The following is an 18,201-nucleotide window of genomic DNA, read 5'->3' on the forward strand; positions in this document are numbered from 1 at the left end:
ATCTCTTATTTCTGTTTCGTTAACGTGTCATAACTGGTCATCAAATTACGATAATCAGGAATGTGATTAGAGAACAACGTTGCCAGTCCCTCAATATCGTTACGCCAGTCGCGGTGCAGTTCACAAGCCACGCCGAACCATGTCATCAATTGAGCGCCAGCTTGTGACATACGATCCCACGCTGAATGCCGGGTAATCTCGTTAAAGGTTCCAGAAGCGTCGGTTACCACAAAGACATCAAACCCTTCTTCAATAGCCGAAAGCGCCGGGAATGCTACGCAAACCTCGGTTACCACCCCTGCAATAATCAGTTGTTTTTTACCTGTCGCTTTAACTGCTTTGACAAAATCTTCGTTATCCCAGGCGTTAATATTTCCAGGACGCGCAATATAAGGCGCATCCGGAAACTGTGCTTTCAGCTCGGGGACTAATGGGCCGTTAGGGCCGGTTTCAAAACTGGTGGTGAGAATGGTGGGGAGATTGAAATATTTTGCTAAGTCACCCAGCGCCAGCACGTTATTTTTGAATTTGTCGGGGTCAATATCCCGCACAAGGGAAAGCAAACCAGCCTGGTGATCAACTAACAAAACAGCAGCATCATTGTTATCGAGACGAACATACGGTTTGGTCATTCTCTTCTCCTTTTGAGAGTCAGTGGTACGCCTGAAAGCGTTCAGACGCGATGCGTTGCCCTGAAAGCATAGACGGGAAATTCAGGTTTGCTGTGACCATGAAATTTTTCGACTGAACTAACCATATGAACTTTATGTTAGATCAATAAAAACAATTAGATGAGGCTGATTATCTTTTCGTTATTAGTGTTATGAATGAGTAATATAAATCGATAATACAGCCGCTGCGTTATGTACGTATTTTCCCCCATTGACAATGTTTTGGTTGGTGGCATGATGCGCATGAAATTTGAACTTCCTCACGGTTTTAATTCATGTCCACGTATACCCGGCCTGTCATGCTCTTGCTGTCTGGCCTGCTTTTGTTGACTTTGGCGATTGCGGTGCTGAATACGCTCGTGCCTCTATGGCTCGCTCAGGAACACTTGCCCACATGGCAGGTCGGCGTTGTCAGCTCGTCATATTTTACAGGTAACCTCGTTGGTACCCTGCTAACAGGGTATGTCATTAAACGATTTGGGTTTAATCGTAGTTACTATCTGGCGTCGTTTATTTTTGCGGCTGGATGTGCCGGGCTTGGCCTAATGATTGGCTTCTGGAGCTGGCTTGCCTGGCGTTTCGTTGCAGGCGTTGGTTGCGCAATGATTTGGGTCGTGGTTGAAAGCGCGCTGATGTGCAGTGGGACGTCCCGTAACCGTGGGCGGCTGCTTGCTGCGTATATGATGGTTTATTACGTGGGGACGTTTTTAGGCCAGTTACTGGTCAGCAAAGTGTCGACTGAGCTGATGGCCGTGTTACCGTGGGCAACGGGTTTGATACTGGCAGGCATCTTACCGTTGTTGTTTACTCGTATTCTGAATCAGCAAACGGAAAAACATCCGGCTACGCCGATTACATCAATGCTTAAACTTCGTCAGGCACGGCTTGGGGTCAATGGCTGTATTATCTCCGGGATTGTCCTGGGCTCTCTGTATGGTCTGATGCCATTGTATCTTAACCATCAGGGGATCAATAACGCCAGCATCGGTTTCTGGATGGCTGTACTGGTCAGCGCAGGAATCCTTGGGCAGTGGCCTATTGGGCGTCTGGCGGATAAATTTGGTCGTCTACTGGTACTGCGCGTTCAGGTTTTTGTTGTCATTCTTGGTAGTATTGCAATGTTAAGCCAGGCTGCGATGGCGCCTTCATTGTTTATTCTCGGTGCTGCGGGGTTCACGCTGTATCCAGTAGCGATGGCCTGGGCTTGTGAGAAGGTTGAACATCATCAACTGGTGGCGATGAATCAGGCTTTACTGTTGAGTTATACAGTCGGTAGTCTGCTTGGTCCGTCTTTTACCGCCATACTGATGCAGAATTTTTCCGATAAACTGTTATTTATTATGATTGCCAGTGTGTCATTTATCTACTTGTTGATGCTGCTGCGTAACGCCGGTCATACACCCAAACCTGTCGCTCATGTGTAAATGAATTAGTGTAGAGTGTGAACATGCTGTATCACACTCTGTTTTTTTGTTTCCTCCATACAACTTGCTTTTACCAAATTTCATTTATGGAAAAATAAAGTGTGCAGCAGGTTATAATTTTTCGTTCCGCTATTTTCGTACTTCTTATTAGCCGCGCATAATCCCTCGTTTTACAGATATCTATTAAAAAAATAGCGAAGGATCGGTCTATGGCTGGGAACGTTCAGGAAAAACAGTTGCGCTGGTACAACATTGCACTGATGTCTTTTATTACGGTTTGGGGATTTGGCAATGTTGTTAATAATTATGCCAACCAGGGGTTGGTCGTTGTTTTTTCATGGCTGTTTATATTTGCGCTCTATTTTACACCATATGCATTGATTGTCGGTCAGTTGGGGTCGACTTTTAAAGATGGGAAAGGCGGAGTCAGTACCTGGATTAAACACACAATGGGCCCCGGATTGGCTTATCTTGCCGCGTGGACCTATTGGGTGGTGCATATACCCTATCTGGCACAAAAACCACAGGCCATTCTGATTGCGCTCGGCTGGGCGATGAAAGGTGACGGTTCGTTAATCAAAGAATATTCAGTCGTAGCGTTACAGGGGTTAACGCTGGTGCTGTTTGTCTTCTTTATGTGGATCGCTTCACGTGGTATGAAATCGCTGAAAATCGTCGGTTCTGTGGCAGGGATTGCGATGTTTATCATGTCGCTCCTGTATGTGGCGATGGCAGTAACCGCGCCTGCGATTACTGAAGTGCATATTGCGACCACGAACATTACCTGGGAAACGTTCATTCCCCATATCGATTTTACCTACATTACCACTATTTCAATGCTGGTTTTCGCGGTTGGCGGTGCAGAGAAGATTTCTCCCTACGTTAATCAAACGCGCAACCCAGGAAAAGAATTTCCAAAAGGGATGCTATGCCTGGCGGTGATGGTTGCGGTTTGTGCCATTCTGGGCTCTCTCGCAATGGGGATGATGTTTGACTCGCGTAATATTCCTGATGACTTAATGACTAACGGTCAGTATTACGCTTTTCAGAAGCTGGGCGAGTATTACAACATGGGGAATACCTGATGGTGATTTACGCCATTGCAAATACCCTGGGACAAGTCGCCGCTCTGGTGTTCTCCATCGATGCTCCTCTGAAAGTGTTATTAGGTGATGCGGATAGTAAATATATTCCTGCCAGATTGTGCCGGACCAATGATTCAGGTACACCGGTTAATGGTTATCTACTGACCCTGGTGCTGGTGGCGATTCTGATTATGCTGCCAACACTGGGTATTGGTGACATGAATAATCTCTACAAATGGCTGCTCAATTTGAACTCAGTAGTGATGCCACTGCGTTATTTGTGGGTGTTCGTGGCGTTTATTGCAGTAGTTCGCCTGGCGCAGAAATATAAACCGGAATATGTCTTTATTCGTAATAAGTCTCTGGCGATGACTGTCGGGATTTGGTGTTTTGCCTTTACTGCTTTTGCCTGTTTGACGGGGATCTTCCCGAAAATGGAAGCCTTCACTGCAGAGTGGACCTTCCAGCTAGCGCTGAATATCGCTACACCATTTGTGCTGGTGGGGTTGGGGTTGATATTCCCGCTATTGGCTCGTAAAGCGAATACGGACTAATCATTGTGGTTAGTTCTGCAGAATGAAGCGCGGAATAACAAAGCGGCAACTCAATAAAGTTGCCGCTTTACGGGGAAATTAGAACATTACTTTATGACCATATTGCTCAAGAATACCTTTCACGCGTTCCATGGTCTCTTTCTTCGGTGGTTTAACACCATCAAGTTTGTATTCTTCACCCATCGCCACCCATTTGTGTTTGCCCAGCTCGTGGTAGGGGAGAAGCTCGATTTTCTCAACGTTGCCCATATCACGGGTAAATTCACCGAGGCGATGCGCTGAATCGTCATCGTCAGACCAGCCTGGGACAACAACGTAGCGGATCCAGACCTTCACATTTTTGTTCGCCAGATATTTGGCGAACTCCAGCGTACGATGATTGGAAACGCCGACCAGATTCTGGTGGATCTCGTCGTTCATCTGTTTGAGATCGAGCATTACCAGATCGGTCACTTCCAGCAGTTCATCAATCACTGGATCGTAACGACGAACAAAACCGTTGGTGTCCAGGCAGGTATGAATGCCTTCTTTTTTGCAGGCGCGGAACCAGTCACGAACAAATTCAGCTTGCAGGATTGCTTCACCGCCGGATGCGGTAACGCCACCGCCTGAAGCATTCATAAAGTGGCGATAGGTCACCACCTCTTTCATTAAATCTTCAACGGTAACTTCTTTGCCGCCATGCGTGTCCCAGGTGTCGCGGTTATGGCAATACAGGCAGCGCATCAGGCAGCCCTGGAAAAAGGTGATAAAGCGAATACCCGGGCCGTCTACGGTTCCACAGGATTCAAAGGAGTGAATGCGACCAATAACTGACTTGGTAGCCCCCGCCGTAGCGGTATTTTCTGTTGTATTACAATTAGTTAAATTACTCATATCGCTTCAATTGGCTCTAGTTAACTCTGGTTTATGGACGCATTATGGACATTCCTGACACCGGGTTAAGAGTCACTGCATCTTGTAAGAAATCCGGTGCAAAGTGTGCGTAGGTCATAGTTTGCTGAATGTTAGAATGACCCAGGATGCGCTGCAATGTGATTATGTTACCTCCATTCATTATAAAATGTGTGGCAAATGTATGCCTCAAAACATGCACTGCCTGTCCGTCAGGTAAATCGGGTTTTACTTCCCTGAGAGCGTTGCGCACTTTGTAGTAACTGGCATTAAAAAGCCTGCCTGAATTTTTGGTCTTGATCCGTTTAATCAGGTCCTGCGAAACGGGAATTGTCCTGCGCTTTCCGTTTTTAGTTTTCATAAACGTAACCATCTGGTTAATGATGTGTTCAGCTTTTAAATTAGACACTTCACTCCAGCGTCCACCAGTAGAAAGGCAGACCAGAGTCGCATTTAATTCATCACCATCGAGCATGGATAACAGCCGTGTAATCTCTTCACTGGACAAAAAAGCCATTTCTGTAACAGCTTCACGTAATCGCTTAACCTCACGGAACGGGTTGTGAGAATGGTATTCACCGGCGTCAATTAACTTGGTGAACATCCCGCTCATTATTGCCAGATGCCGATTTACGCTGGCTGGTTTTAGACCATCGTTCATCATTACAACGCGATAATCAGTTATCGTTTTCTTTGTTAGCTGGTCAGCTCTGGACACTCCCATTTCTGCAAATTTGGCGATTATTGTCGTCAAACGCCCCCGTTCAATATCTCCACGCTCATGTGATTTTCCGTGATATATCCACCATCTGCCTAACAACTCTGTAAGAGTTCGGCGGTCGGCCGGCTTCTCCAACCACTCTTTGTTGTGGTAGTTAACCAAGACATGACGCTCGAATGCCTGGGCTTCACCTTTAGTTTTAAATTTCCGCCTGATACGTTTTCCATCTGCACCCTGCGGTCTGACGTCCACTTCATAACGACCATCATCGAGCTTTTTAATAGACATAAAGCCCTCCGATGACGCTGTTTACTTCTACTACTTGAAAATTAATGCAATTTTCTTTCGTACATTTACTGCACACATATGCTGAATAAATCGTCAGCCAGTCTTTTGGTCTGAGTGGTGCAAGGTTGTTGAGTCTTGCCCAATGTGCGCGAGCGCCGGGGCTATTTGTCCGCCAGCGGGATCAGTTTCATCAAACATGAACCAGTCACGGTACTTGCGAAATCTTTCTGGCTTGAAAAATTTCATACCTGCGTCAAAAGACATCTTTACTTTTCCCTGCTCATATCCAGCATAGGTGTTGTAGTTAATCCCAGTTAATTCAGCGACTTGCTTCCTTGTCATCCTTTCTGACTCCCTAATAAGTGCGAGTTTCTCTGCTTGAGATGTGATTTGTGTATTTGACATGAATTGTCGTATCTCGTAATTTATGTTGCATGCGACAAGCCAGAACAACGCAGAGCGGCTTCAAATAGCTCTGGTTGAATGGCACCAAAGTTGAGGATATCAAAATGAGTATTGGATCAGAAATGAATAACGATGTTGGAGAAAAAGTATCTGATCTCACAAAAAGTAAAAAATGTGACATCAAGCTCGCTGCCGCACCGTCGGATCTACTCTCGAAAGAGGGTTTTGCTCTTTACATCGGTAAGACGCCTCGCGCTGTAGCTGAAATGGCGAAAGCAGGCAAGCTGCCTGCCTTTTACATGGCAGACCCATTAAAGCCGGGAGGTCATGCTGAGTTATGGATTAATCGTCGTGAGTGGGACAAGTACGCAGCACAGCTAGTCGATGAAGCTCCATCAGAATGGCACGACTGGAAAAATCGCATTAGTTATAGCAAATCAAGACATGGCCGTGCGGCTTAAGGTGGAAAGGATGAAGGAGCCGCGTTGTATTGCTCAGTTACTGCGTAACGAAAGCCCCAGGGCGATTGACTTCACCATCACCCACGGGAAGGGACGCAAGGGAATCATTATCCGCACCAAAAAACAGAGTCCGTTAAAAAAGGCTCTGACCTTTCTGAAAAGCCGGAGGGTATGGAAATGACAGTGATGACGCTCAATCTTGTTGAAAAACAGCCAGCAACTATGCGCCGGATAATTGGTAAGCATCTGGCCGTCCCTCGCTGGCAGGAGACATGCGATTATTATAACCAGATGATGGAACGTGAACGGCTAACGGTTTGCTTCCATGCGCAGTTAAAACAGCGTCACGCAACGATGCGTTTTGAAGAAATGAACGACGTCGAACGTGAACGACTGGTATGTGCAATTGATGAATTGCGTGGGGCATTCTCAAAACGCCGTCAGGTTGGCGCAAGTGAGTATGCATATATTAGTTTTTTAACAGTCAGTCAGCGTCGCACTTTATTTATGCACGCACGACTGACAGAAAAAGAATTTAACCAGCCATACTGGCGAATTAATGAGGAATCATGTTACTGGCGTGATGCTTTATTCCGTGCATTACGTGAATTATTCAGTCTGTTTGAGTATGCGCCGACAATTCTGACGTCGGTAAAACCAGAGCAATATCTGCATTAAGTAATTAACCAAAGTTTTTAACGCACTTAATCGTGCGGGGCTTCTTTTTGCCTGGAGAAAGTCATGCATACAGTTTCTGAAAATCAGTGCGGTAAATACGCATTACTGCTGCAACAGGCCAGAACCGAAGCACAGGCCGACGCTGCGACGCGCTTTTCTTCTCATCTTGACGCCATGATTCGCCACATCACAAAGGCGGAGTTATCCCGCGTGGAGATAGTCGAGCTGCTCAGTCAGGAGTCGGAAAAATTTCACAATATCGGATTGTCTCGCGGGGAGGTGCTTTGATGTCCTGTTCTCATTCAGTTGTATTACTGAACAATGCCTTAAAAATCTCCGTTATGAAAAATGGCGATTTGTCTCTTATTCAACTTTGTCTTGATAAAGAAAAACGCGACATAACTGAATCTGTTATCGCGATTTATCAGAATGAATTAAACCTCCTGTCTGATGTGGTCAATTTACTTGTTAAACGCGCTGTATTCCACAAGCAAATTTCCTCAGTGGATGAACTGACAAAATTAACGACAGAACTTGCCAGTTATTGCGCTGATGTATCCAGGAAACTTAACGATAAAAGGAGCTGATAATGCCGGACAACGTAGATTTTATTCAGGAACAACAGGCTGAATTACTGGAGCGCCAGATTAACGCGGCAAGGGTAAAACATTGCGGTGCTTCTGCGCTGGTTTGCGAAGAGTGTGACGCGCCAATACCTGCTGCCCGTCGTGCGGCTTATCCGTCAGCCACGCGTTGTGTTTCCTGTCAGTCAGTCTTTGAAGCAAAAAACAAACATTACCGGAGAACGGCATGAGTATTCGTATTGAAATTGGCGAACGTTATGTCGTTACCAGTGACAGCTTTCAGTTTATTCTCCACGAGAAAAAGAGAGCTGAAAGCGGTAAAAACGCCGGTCAGGAATGGCTGGCGGTGGTTGGTTATTACCCGAAATTAAGCCAGCTCGTTTCCGGCCTGATGCATCACGATATTCTGACCGGAAGCGCAAAGTCTTTTGCTGATTTAAACGCGCAGGTTGAGCAACTCAGCAAGCGTTGTTCAGAGGCTTTTGGCTCATATGGCCGTTAAAGCCTCCGGGCGTTTTGTCCCTCCGTCAGCATTTGCCGCAGGCACCGGTAAGACGTTTACCGGTGCTTATGCATGGAACGCGCCACGCGAGGCTGTCGGGCGCGAAAGACCCCTTACACGTGACGAGATGCGTCAGGTGCAAGGTGTTTTATCCACGATTAACCGCCTGCCTTACTTTTTGCGCTCGCTGTTTACTTCACGCTATGACTACATTCGGCGCAATAAAAGCCCGGTGCACGGGTTTTATTTCCTCACATCCACTTTTCAGCGTCGTTTATGGCCGCGCATTGAGCGCGTGAATCAGCGCCATGAAATGAATACCGACGCGTCGTTGCTGTTTCTGGCAGAGCGTGACCACTATGCGCGCCTGCCTGGAATGAATGACAAGGAGCTGAAAAAGTTTGCTGCCCGTATCTCATCGCAGCTTTTCATGATGTATGAGGAACTCTGCGATGCCTGGGTTGATGCACATGGCGAGAAAGAATCGCTGTTTACGGATGAGGCGCAGGCTCACCTGTATGGTCATGTTGCTGGTGCTGCACGTGCTTTCAATATTTCCCCGCTCTACTGGAAAAAATACCGTAAAGGGCAGATGACCACGAGGCAGGCATATTCTGCCATTGCCCGCCTGTTTAACGATGAGTGGTGGACTCATCAGCTTAAAGGCCAGCGTATGCGCTGGCATGAGGCGTTACTGATTGCTGTCGGGGAGGTCAATAAAGACCGTTCTCCTTATGCCAGTAAACACGCCATTCGTGATGTGCGTGCACGCCGCCAGGCAAATCTGGAATTTCTTAAATCGTGTGACCTCGAAAACAGGGAAACCGGCGAGCGCATCGACCTTATCAGTAAGGTGATGGGCAGTATTTCTAATCCAGAAATTCGCCGGATGGAGCTGATGAACACCATCGCCGGAATTGAGCGTTACGCCGCCGCAGAGGGTGATGTGGGGATGTTTATCACGCTGACCGCGCCGTCAAAGTATCACCCGACACGTCAGGTCGGAAAAGGCGAAAGTAAAACCGTCCAGCTTAATCACGGCTGGAACCATGAGGCATTTAATCCAAAGGATGCGCAGCGTTATCTCTGCCGTATCTGGAGCCTGATGCGCACGGCATTCAAAGATAATGATTTACAGGCCTACGGTTTGCGTGTCGTTGAGCCACACCACGACGGAACGCCGCACTGGCATATGATGCTTTTTTGTAATCCACGCCAGCGTAACCAGATTATCGAAATCATGCGTCGCTATGCGCTCAAAGAGGATGGCGACGAAAGAGGAGCCGCGCGAAACCGTTTTCAGGCGAAACACCTTAACCGGGGCGGTGCTGCGGGGTATATCGCGAAATACATCTCAAAAAATATCGACGGCTATGCACTGGATGGTCAGCTCGATAATGATACCGGCAGACCGCTGAAAGACACTGCCGCGGCTGTTACCGCATGGGCGTCAACGTGGCGCATCCCGCAATTTAAAACGGTTGGTCTGCCGACAATGGGGGCTTACCGTGAACTACGCAAATTGCCTCGCGGCGTCAGCATTGCTGATGAGTTTGACGAGCGCGTCGAGGCTGCACGCGCCGCTGCAGACAGTGGTGATTTTGCGTTGTATATCAGCGCGCAGGGCGGGGCAAATGTCCCGCGCGATTGTCAGACTGTCAGGGTCGCCCGTAGCCCGTCGGATGACGTTAACGAGTACGAGGAAGAAGTCGAGAGAGTGGTCGGCATTTACGCGCCGCATCTCGGCGCGCGTCATATTCATATCACCAGAACGACGGACTGGCGCATTGTGCCGAAAGTGCCGGTCGTTGAGCCTTTGACTTTAAAAAGCGGCATCGCCGCGCCTCGGAGTCCTGTCAATAACTGTGGAAAGCTCACCGGTGGTGATACTTCGTTACCGGCTCCCACACCTTCTGAACACGCCGCAGCAGTGCTTAATCTGGTTGATGATGGTGTTATCGAATGGAATGACCCGGAGGTCGTGAGGGCGCTCAGGGGCGCATTAAAACACGACCTGAGAACACCAAACCGTCAGCAAAGAAACGGAAGCCCGTTAAAACCACATGAAATTGCACCATCGGCCAGACTTACCCGGTCGGAAAGAATGCAAATTACCCGTATCCGCGTTGACCTTGCTCAGAAGGGTATCAGGCCGCAGCGATGGGAGCTTGAGGCGCTGGCGCGTGGCGCGACCGTAAATTATGACGGGAAAAAATTCACGTATCCGGTCGCTGATGAGTGGCCGGGATTCTCAACAGTAATGGAGTGGAGATGATGGCAAAAATTCACGAGGTAAAGCTGCACGCAAAATATTTCGACCTTGTGCTGGAAGGAAAGAAACGCGCAGAGTTTCGGAAAAATGACCGTAATTATGAGCACGGGGACACGTTGATTTTGCATGAATGGGGGCAGGGTGTGTATACGGGGCGAAAGGTTGAAGCCCGGATAACAGATGTTACTGACCTGTCAGACTGGCTGGAAGATTATGTCTTGCTAAGTATTGAGCTGCTTAATACAGGCGCATATGAGATTGTGAACTGGAAAGAACTTAGTGAGCGTGGTCTGGTATTCAGAATTAATCATGAAATTATGCATCAGCTCGGCCTTGCTGTTATGTATGAACCAGAGACGGGGATGTCTGGCGGGGCAATGGTTGCCACGGATGGAGCATGGAACTATTCAGATGAACAGATGGAGCGTGCACAGCAAAACGGGTGGCTTGGATAATGCACAGAATACCAGGCGAGATACCGCACCATAAAACTAAAAATATCAAGCTGATGGCTATTGTTCAGCGTTTACAGCGGATTATGGTCAACGAAAATCTGACGCCCGATGAGCTGGTCGGGTGTGCCGAAATAGTCCGGGATAATTACGGGCGGTTTAATCATATCGGTCAATCAAGAGTTACGCCACCACCACGCAGACGATAGAGAACGCCGCCAGTCGTGAAACTTGTTTTCAGGGCTGGCGGGGTTGAACAACGAGCGAAGCGAGGCGTTAGTTGACAGACATATTTTTACTGCGTTGGTGCCGGTTTTTGACGGTTGAAAGGAGTTAGGTTGGAGAGCTAACAACTTACAAATATTCAAAAGTAAGCATCCTGTTGCTAACATGAGGTCGATTTTTTATGTGGATGATGCAAAAAGGATAGCTATGGATACTATAATCGCTTTTCTATCACTCGCTTTTTTCGTTGCTTTCTTCATCGGGTTAATCAAGCCATCACTGGTGCGAATGCCAAACCGCAAACGTGCAAGTGCGGTTTATCTCGGAGGAGGTTTTGTATTGAGCATAATTGGTTCAATACTCTATCCAACAGAAAAAAGCCAGCCAGTTGCCAAAACTGAAACATCAACCGTTGCAGAACACAAAGTCCAAAAAACATTCGAATATGGTGAAAAAACACTCAAGGAATATCGGAACGAGTCAAAGAAAACACGACACGATATTGTGAATAGTTACATTGATTTTAAGGAAGTGCCAGTCACCGCATCAGATGCATTTTATGCCTGCATGAGTGAGTATACATTTACCAAAGATGATGAGTTGAAACTCGGTGATGTTCTTGGGTGGTGCTTTAATGATTATGAAAATGCCCCGGATTCACTAAACAATAAAATCAATCTTGATACATTTCAGAGTAATTTTAGTGGTTGGGATGGTTCTTATCGTCCATTGGAAAAACTAATTAAAGATAATATGAACGATGATTCATCTTATAAACATGTGTCAACGGTATATCATTTGGTTTTGAATAAAGACCCGCACGCCATTGTGAAAACCACGTTTCGCGGCACTAATGCTTATGGTGGAGTGGTAAAGCAGACCGTAGCGGCGCGCGTCAACGTGCGAACGGGTGAGGTCGATTCGATACTCGACAATTAAACAATATAGTGACAAACGCCGCCAGTACTGAAACTTGTTTTCAGTGCTGGCGGGGTTAAACAACGAGCCACGCGAGGCGTTAGACTAAATTAAATTGAGGCCGAAAAATGCTTTGGAAAGTGATTACATTTGTACTTGTCGGTGTTTGTATTTTTGTTCTCGGCTTATGGCTAGGTTCTATTCAGGCTGAATGGTCGAAACCAGAGCATAAAGATGCTGTTGCTTATTTAACTATGATAGGCGGATGGGTCTCAGGAATTGCAACATCAATAGCAGTAATTGTTTCACTGTATGCGACATATCAATCATCACAAAATAATATTGAAAAATTAGCTTTATTCTATAAGCCTTACCCGAGCGATAATAATGAAAATTACTGTGCAAATGTTGAAGTGAAGAATATGCGGAGTGTTTCGGCGCATATACAAGAGTTTTGTTTGGAAATTAGTGGGGTAGATGGTCACATCAATATAAACAAACTAAAAGCTAATGGGCTACGAATCCCGTATTCTTTATGCCAAATAGGCGAAGTATGGGAGTTTGCTTTTTATCCTGCTGCAAGTCAGAAAAATATGAAGTTCTATCATGAACTGAGTGTTAATGGGAGTCCAACTTTCCGAAGTGGTTTCTTTGTGGTTAAAACATCAATGAAGCAATACAAACTAAGGATACCTAAAGTGTTGTTGAGAATGATGAAAGCTAACTATGAAAAACAAATAAAAATACGGGAGATGTATAAGGAAATGCATGGTAAAGATATGGATATATAAGACGCATTAAATAGCATCAAATTGCATGGTTTTTCCTCCCCTGCAGTGAGTGAGCGCCACCAGTGCTGGCGCGTCTCCGACGTGTTTGTGCAACTGCATTAAAACCGACCCATGAAGCGGGCGGGCGAGGCGGGGAAAGCACTGCGCGCTGGCGGTGGTGCTGATTTTATTTTTTCAGCGTCTGAGCGCGTCGTGACGGCGTTTGGATTGTGCGCCGGGGCGTTGGTGGGTCTGCGGGATGTTTTGTGCGGTGGTGAGCGTGTGAGGGCGTGATGACGGGGTGTAAAAAGCCGCCCGCAGGCGGCGATGTTCAGCCGTTGTCAGTGTCCAGTGAGTAGTTTTTAAAGCGGATGACCTCCTGACCGAGCCAGCCGTTTATCTCGCGGATCCTGTCCTGTAACGGGATAAGTTCATTGCGGACAAAGACCTTTGCCACTTTCTCAATATCACCCAGCGACCCGACGTTCTCCGGCTTGCCGCCCATCAACTGAAAGGGGATGCGGTGCGCGTCCAGCAGGTCAGCGGCGCTGGCTTTTTTGATATTAAAAAAATCGTCCTTCGTTGCCACTTCACTGAGCGGGATAATTTTAATGCCGTCGGCTTTCCCCTGCGGGGCATAGAGAAACAGATTTTTAAAGTTGTTGCGGCCTTTCGACTTAACCATGTTTTCGCGAAGCATTTCGATATCGTTGCGATCCTGCACGGCATCGGTGACGTACATGATGTATCCGGCATGTGCGCCGTTTTCGTAATACTTGCGGCGGAACAGCGTGGCCGACTCATTCAGCCAGGCAGAGTTAAGGGCGCTGAGATATTCCGGCAGGCCGTACAGCTCCTGATTAATATCCGGCTCCAGCAGGTGAAACACGGAGCCGGGCGTGAAAGGTGTCGGCTCGTTGAAGGACGGCACCCACCAGTAAACATCCTCTTCCACACCACGGCGGGTATATTTTGCCGGTGAGGTTTCCAGTCTGATGACCTTACCGGTGGTGCTGTAACGCTTTTCCAGAAACGCATTACCGAACACCAGAAAATCCAGCACAAAGCGGCTGAAATCCTGCTGGGAAAGCCACGGGTGCGGGATAAATGTCGAGGCCAGAATATTGCGTTTGACGTAAATCGGTGAGCTGTGATGCACGGCAGCACGCAGACTTTTTGCCAGACCGGTAAAGCTGACCGGCGGCTCATACCATCTGCCGTTACTGATGCATTCTACGTAATCCAGAATGTCACGGCGGTCGAGTACCGGCACCGGCTCGCCAAAGGTGAATGCCTCCATTTTCAGGGCGCTGGCGGTCATTGTTTTTGCCGCAGGTTGCGGTGTTTTCCCTTTTTTCTTACTCATCAGTAAAACTCCAGAATGGTGGATGTCAGCGGGGTGCTGATACCGGCGGTGAGTGGCTCATTTAACAGGGCGTGCATGGTCGCCCAGGCGAGGTCGGCGTGGCTGGCTTCCTCGCTGCGGCTGGCCTCATAGGTGGCGCTGCGTCCGCTGCTGGTCATGGTCTTGCGGATAGCCATAAACGAGCTGGTGATGTCGGTGGCGCTGACGTCATATTCCAGACAGCCACGGCGGATAACGTCTTTGGCCTTGAGCACCATTGCGGTTTTCATTTCCGGCGTGTAGCGGATGTCGCGCGCGGCGGGATAGAACGAGCGCACGAGCTGGAACACGCCGACACCGAGGCCGGTGGCATCAATTCCGATGTATTCGACGTTATATTTTTCGGTGAGTTTGCGGATGGATTCCGCCTGGGTGGCAAAGTCCATGCCTTTCCACTGGTGACGCTCAAGTATTCTGAATTTGCCACCGGCCACCACCGGCGGTGCCAGCACCACGCATCCGGCACTGTCGCCACGGTGTGACGGGTCGTAACCAATCCAGACCGGGCGGGAGCCGAACGGATTCGCGGCAAACGGCGCATAGTCTTCCCATTCTTCCAGCGTGTCGACCATGCAGCGTTGCAGCTCCTCGAACGGGAATACCGACGCCTTGTCGTCAACAAATTCACACATGAACAGGTTTTTAAAATCGTCGGCGCTGTTTTCACGTTTGAGCTGCTCAATGTCGAACAGCGTGCAGCCGCCTTTCAGCGCGTCCTCAATGGTGACAATCTGCCGCCACTGGCCGTCTGCACAGAGAAGCCCACCGGCAAGGGCGTTATGACTGACGTCGATTTCCACGCGTTCGGCGGCGCTGGCGCGTCCCCGGTTAAACAGTTCACCCGACCAGAACGGGTAGGCGTCGTGCGCCAGCGTGGACGGGGTGGAGAAATAGGTCGAGCGCAGGTGACTCTGTGAGGCCATACCTGATGCCACCTTACGCAGTACCTGAAAATTCGGGATCCAGAAAATCTCGTCGACGTACAGGTCGCCGTTATGGCTCTGTGCGGTGTTGGAGTTGGTGCCGAGAAAAATCAGTTTTGCGCCGTTATTGCCCAGGACAATCGGGTCACCGGTCAGGTCAACGTCAACCAGCCGGGCAAAGGCGATGATGTATTCGCGGAACACATACGCCTGCGTTTTACTGGCCGACAGAAAAATCTGGTTATGACCGGTTTTCAGGGCGCGCAGCAGCGCCTCGCGGGAAAAATAAAACGTCGCGCCAATCTGGCGGGATTTCAGAATATCGCGGATGCGGTGCTCAAGCCCGGCGCGATACCAGTGCAACTGATAGTCGAAAGACTGCTCAAAGAAAATCTGCTCCAGCTTTTCGATGGCCTTGTCACTGAAAAAATTCTTTTTCAGTTTGCGCCGCCCGCCTTTGTTGCGGTTAGCGACGTTCGGATTAAGGTCTGCCTCGTTGCCGGTCTGACTGTAACGGTTTACCCGTGCCAGTCGTTCAATCTGGCGTCCCAGCAGGTCAATTTCCTTGAAGTCACCGCCGGTTTTCTGCGGTTTGATGATGAGCTGGGTCAGCCGCGCTTCCAGACTCATTTCGACACGGCTGATGGGGGCAACGCTGTCCCAGCCGTCGCGCTGTTTCCAGCTCTGCACCGTCGGGCGTTTCATCTGCAACATGGCGGCAATCTGCGGCACGGAAAACCCCTGCCAGTACAGCAGCGCCGCCTGACGACGTGGGTCGTGTAAAAGAGTGGTGTCTGTGGTGATGGTCATGAATACCTCGCCGTGATGAATACACGGCAAGGCTACTGAGTCGCGCCCCGCGATTCGCTAAGGTGCTGTTGTGTCAGTGATAAGCCATCCGGGACTGATGGCGGAGGATGCGCATCGTCGGGAAACTGATGCCGACATGTGACTCCTCTAATCACTATTCAGGACTCCTGACAATGGCAAAAAAAGTCTCAAAATTCTTTCGTATCGGCGTTGAGGGTGACACCTGTGACGGGCGTGTCATCAGTGCGCAGGATATTCAGGAAATGGCCGAAACCTTTGACCCGCGTGTCTATGGTTGCCGCATTAACCTGGAACATCTGCGCGGCATCCTGCCTGACGGTATTTTTAAGCGTTATGGCGATGTGGTCGAACTGAAGGCCGAAAAGATTGACGACGATTCGGCGCTGAAGGGCAAATGGGCGTTGTTTGCAAAAATCACCCCGACCGATGACCTTATCGCGATGAACAAGGCCGCGCAGAAGGTCTACACCTCAATGGAAATTCAGCCGAACTTTGCCAACACCGGCAAATGTTATCTGGTGGGGCTGGCCGTCACCGATGACCCGGCAAGCCTCGGCACGGAATACCTGGAATTCTGCCGCACGGCAAAACACAACCCCCTGAACCGCTTCAAATTAAGCCCTGAAAACCTGATTTCAGTGGCAACGCCCGTTGAGCTGGAATTTGAAGACCTGCCTGAAACCGTATTCACCGCCCTGACCGAAAAGGTGAAATCCATTTTTGGCCGCAAACAGGCCAGCGATGACGCCCGTCTGAATGACGTGCATGAAGCGGTGACCGCTGTTGCTGAACATGTGCAGGAAAAACTGAGCGCCACTGAGCAGCGCCTCGCTGAGATGGAAACTGCCTTTTCCGCACTTAAGCAGGAGGTGACTGACAGGGCGGATGAAACCAGCCAGGCATTTACCCGCCTGAAAAACAGTCTCGACAACACCGAAAGTCTGACCCAGCAGCGCCGCAGCAAGGCCACCGGCGGTGGCGGTGACGCCCTGATGACGAACTGCTGACCGTGTCAGTCAGTCCGGGAAAACCTTCACGATTAACCCTTAATTTCAGGAAAAACTATGCGCCAGGAAACCCGCTTTAAATTTAATGCCTACCTGTCCCGTGTTGCCGAACTGAACGGCATCGACGCCGGTGATGTGTCGAAAAAATTCACCGTTGAACCGTCGGTCACCCAGACCCTGATGAACACCATGCAGGAGTCCTCTGATTTTCTGACCCGCATCAATATTGTGCCGGTCAGCGAAATGAAAGGGGAAAAAATTGGTATCGGTGTCACCGGCTCCATCGCCAGCACCACCGACACCGCCGGTGGCACCGAGCGTCAGCCGAAGGACTTCTCGAAGCTGGCGTCCAACAAGTACGAATGCGACCAGGTTAACTTCGATTTTTATATCCGCTACAAAACGCTGGACCTGTGGGCGCGTTATCAGGATTTCCAGCTCCGTATCCGTAACGCCATTATCAAACGCCAGTCCCTTGATTTCATCATGGCCGGTTTTAACGGCGTGAAGCGTGCCGAAACCTCTGACCGCAGCAGCAATCCGATGCTGCAGGATGTGGCAGTCGGCTGGCTGCAGAAATACCGCAATGAAGCCCCGGCGCGCGTGATGAGCAAGGTCACTGACGAGGAAGGCCGCACCACCTCTGAGGTCATCCGCGTGGGTAAGGGCGGTGATTATGCCAGCCTTGACGCGCTGGTGATGGATGCGACCAACAACCTGATTGAACCGTGGTATCAGGAAGACCCTGACCTTGTGGTGATTGTGGGTCGCCAGCTACTGGCGGACAAGTATTTCCCCATCGTCAACAAGGAGCAGGACAACAGCGAAATGCTGGCCGCTGACGTCATCATCAGTCAGAAACGCATCGGTAACCTGCCGGCGGTACGCGTTCCGTACTTCCCGGCGGATGCGATGCTCATCACGAAGCTGGAAAATCTGTCCATCTACTACATGGATGACAGCCATCGCCGCGTGATTGTGGAAAACCCGAAACTCGACCGCGTGGAGAACTACGAGTCAATGAACATTGATTACGTGGTGGAAGACTACGCCGCCGGTTGTCTGGTGGAAAAAATTAAGGTCGGTGATTTCTCCACACCGGCTAAAGCGACCGCAGAGCCGGGAGCGTAA

General features: G+C 49.2%; 20 protein-coding genes and 1 pseudogene. 15 read left to right on the top strand and 6 right to left on the bottom strand.

The window, feature by feature from the left end:
• Positions 1–5: 5 nt before the first annotated feature.
• Positions 6–632 carry an isochorismate family cysteine hydrolase YcaC gene (ycaC, locus tag D9736_RS09505; protein ID WP_130258216.1) on the bottom strand — a complete coding sequence of 209 codons (627 nt, stop codon included), beginning with the start codon at positions 630–632 and terminating at the stop codon, positions 6–8.
• Between the two features lie 314 nt (positions 633–946).
• Here ycaC and D9736_RS09510 point away from each other — a divergent pair, with 314 nt between their 5' ends.
• Together D9736_RS09510 and D9736_RS09515 are read left to right on the top strand one after the other, a co-directional pair.
• On the top strand, positions 947–2,095 hold the full coding sequence (locus tag D9736_RS09510) for an MFS transporter (protein ID WP_130215689.1): 1,149 nt from the start codon (positions 947–949) through the stop codon (positions 2,093–2,095).
• A 209-nt stretch (positions 2,096–2,304) separates the two neighbouring features.
• Positions 2,305–3,734: pseudogene (locus D9736_RS09515) on the top strand (amino acid permease).
• Positions 3,735–3,812: 78 nt separating this feature from the next.
• Here the strand turns inward: D9736_RS09515 and pflA are convergent.
• The 3 genes from pflA to D9736_RS09530 all read right to left on the bottom strand — a co-directional run bounded on the left by pflA (position 3,813) and on the right by D9736_RS09530 (position 6,042).
• Positions 3,813–4,610: a pyruvate formate lyase 1-activating protein gene (gene pflA / locus D9736_RS09520; protein ID WP_000067979.1), complete on the bottom strand. Its 798-nt coding sequence runs from the start codon at positions 4,608–4,610 to the stop codon at positions 3,813–3,815.
• A gap of 31 nt (positions 4,611–4,641) precedes the next feature.
• Positions 4,642–5,637, bottom strand: a complete 996-nt coding sequence (locus tag D9736_RS09525) for a tyrosine-type recombinase/integrase (RefSeq protein WP_000023391.1) — start codon at positions 5,635–5,637, stop codon at positions 4,642–4,644.
• A gap of 93 nt (positions 5,638–5,730) precedes the next feature.
• Positions 5,731–6,042, bottom strand: a complete 312-nt coding sequence (locus tag D9736_RS09530) for a helix-turn-helix transcriptional regulator (protein ID WP_000072552.1) — start codon at positions 6,040–6,042, stop codon at positions 5,731–5,733.
• 104 nt (positions 6,043–6,146) lie between these two features.
• Between D9736_RS09530 and D9736_RS09535 the strand changes: the two genes are divergently transcribed.
• The 11 genes from D9736_RS09535 to D9736_RS09585 all read left to right on the top strand — a co-directional run bounded on the left by D9736_RS09535 (position 6,147) and on the right by D9736_RS09585 (position 12,925).
• Positions 6,147–6,503 carry a Cox family DNA-binding protein gene (locus tag D9736_RS09535; protein WP_001576635.1) on the top strand — a complete coding sequence of 119 codons (357 nt, stop codon included), beginning with the start codon at positions 6,147–6,149 and terminating at the stop codon, positions 6,501–6,503.
• 177 nt (positions 6,504–6,680) lie between these two features.
• The gene (locus tag D9736_RS09540) at positions 6,681–7,181 is read left to right on the top strand and encodes a hypothetical protein (protein WP_000217684.1); all 501 of its coding nucleotides are present in this window, start codon (positions 6,681–6,683) and stop codon (positions 7,179–7,181) included.
• A 63-nt stretch (positions 7,182–7,244) separates the two neighbouring features.
• Complete coding sequence (locus D9736_RS09545) at positions 7,245–7,469, top strand: DUF2732 family protein (protein WP_000557703.1); 225 nt, start codon at positions 7,245–7,247, stop codon at positions 7,467–7,469.
• Positions 7,469–7,768 carry a DUF5405 family protein gene (locus tag D9736_RS09550; RefSeq protein ID WP_130258217.1) on the top strand — a complete coding sequence of 100 codons (300 nt, stop codon included), beginning with the start codon at positions 7,469–7,471 and terminating at the stop codon, positions 7,766–7,768. The genes D9736_RS09545 and D9736_RS09550 overlap by 1 nt, the downstream gene beginning before the upstream one ends.
• Before the next feature lie 2 nt (positions 7,769–7,770).
• Positions 7,771–7,995, top strand: coding sequence for a TraR/DksA C4-type zinc finger protein (locus D9736_RS09555; RefSeq protein ID WP_001113264.1), 225 nt, complete (start codon positions 7,771–7,773; stop codon positions 7,993–7,995).
• A complete protein-coding gene (locus D9736_RS09560) occupies positions 7,992–8,267 on the top strand; it encodes a DUF5405 family protein (RefSeq protein ID WP_000027664.1) in 276 nt (91 codons plus the stop codon). The genes D9736_RS09555 and D9736_RS09560 overlap by 4 nt, the downstream gene beginning before the upstream one ends.
• Entirely contained in the window at positions 8,257–10,542 is a 2,286-nt protein-coding gene (locus D9736_RS09565; RefSeq protein ID WP_130258218.1) for a replication endonuclease, read from the top strand. The genes D9736_RS09560 and D9736_RS09565 overlap by 11 nt, the downstream gene beginning before the upstream one ends.
• Positions 10,542–10,994: a DUF3850 domain-containing protein gene (locus D9736_RS09570; protein ID WP_130258314.1), complete on the top strand. Its 453-nt coding sequence runs from the start codon at positions 10,542–10,544 to the stop codon at positions 10,992–10,994. The genes D9736_RS09565 and D9736_RS09570 overlap by 1 nt, the downstream gene beginning before the upstream one ends.
• Positions 10,994–11,200, top strand: a complete 207-nt coding sequence (locus tag D9736_RS23580) for a hypothetical protein (RefSeq protein WP_071987934.1) — start codon at positions 10,994–10,996, stop codon at positions 11,198–11,200. The genes D9736_RS09570 and D9736_RS23580 overlap by 1 nt, the downstream gene beginning before the upstream one ends.
• Before the next feature lie 223 nt (positions 11,201–11,423).
• Positions 11,424–12,155, top strand: a complete 732-nt coding sequence (locus D9736_RS09580; RefSeq protein ID WP_130258219.1) for a hypothetical protein — start codon at positions 11,424–11,426, stop codon at positions 12,153–12,155.
• Positions 12,156–12,262: 107 nt separating this feature from the next.
• Positions 12,263–12,925, top strand: coding sequence for a hypothetical protein (locus D9736_RS09585; RefSeq protein WP_240779334.1), 663 nt, complete (start codon positions 12,263–12,265; stop codon positions 12,923–12,925).
• A gap of 310 nt (positions 12,926–13,235) precedes the next feature.
• Here D9736_RS09585 and D9736_RS09590 read toward each other — a convergent pair whose 3' ends face one another.
• Both D9736_RS09590 and D9736_RS09595 read right to left on the bottom strand, forming a co-directional pair.
• Complete coding sequence (locus D9736_RS09590) at positions 13,236–14,270, bottom strand: phage portal protein (RefSeq protein WP_130258220.1); 1,035 nt, start codon at positions 14,268–14,270, stop codon at positions 13,236–13,238.
• Positions 14,270–16,042: a terminase ATPase subunit family protein gene (locus tag D9736_RS09595; RefSeq protein ID WP_130258221.1), complete on the bottom strand. Its 1,773-nt coding sequence runs from the start codon at positions 16,040–16,042 to the stop codon at positions 14,270–14,272. Before D9736_RS09595 ends, D9736_RS09590 begins: the two co-directional genes overlap by 1 nt.
• A 173-nt stretch (positions 16,043–16,215) precedes the next feature.
• On the opposite strand from D9736_RS09595, the gene D9736_RS09600 reads away from it, so the two are divergent.
• Entirely contained in the window at positions 16,216–17,070 is an 855-nt protein-coding gene (locus D9736_RS09600) for a GPO family capsid scaffolding protein (RefSeq protein ID WP_047667575.1), read from the top strand.
• A 57-nt stretch (positions 17,071–17,127) separates the two neighbouring features.
• Positions 17,128–18,201 carry a phage major capsid protein, P2 family gene (locus D9736_RS09605; protein ID WP_130258222.1) on the top strand — a complete coding sequence of 358 codons (1,074 nt, stop codon included), beginning with the start codon at positions 17,128–17,130 and terminating at the stop codon, positions 18,199–18,201.

It is taken from the genome of Escherichia sp. E10V10 (assembly GCF_004211985.1).
GTDB lineage: Bacteria > Pseudomonadota > Gammaproteobacteria > Enterobacterales > Enterobacteriaceae > Escherichia.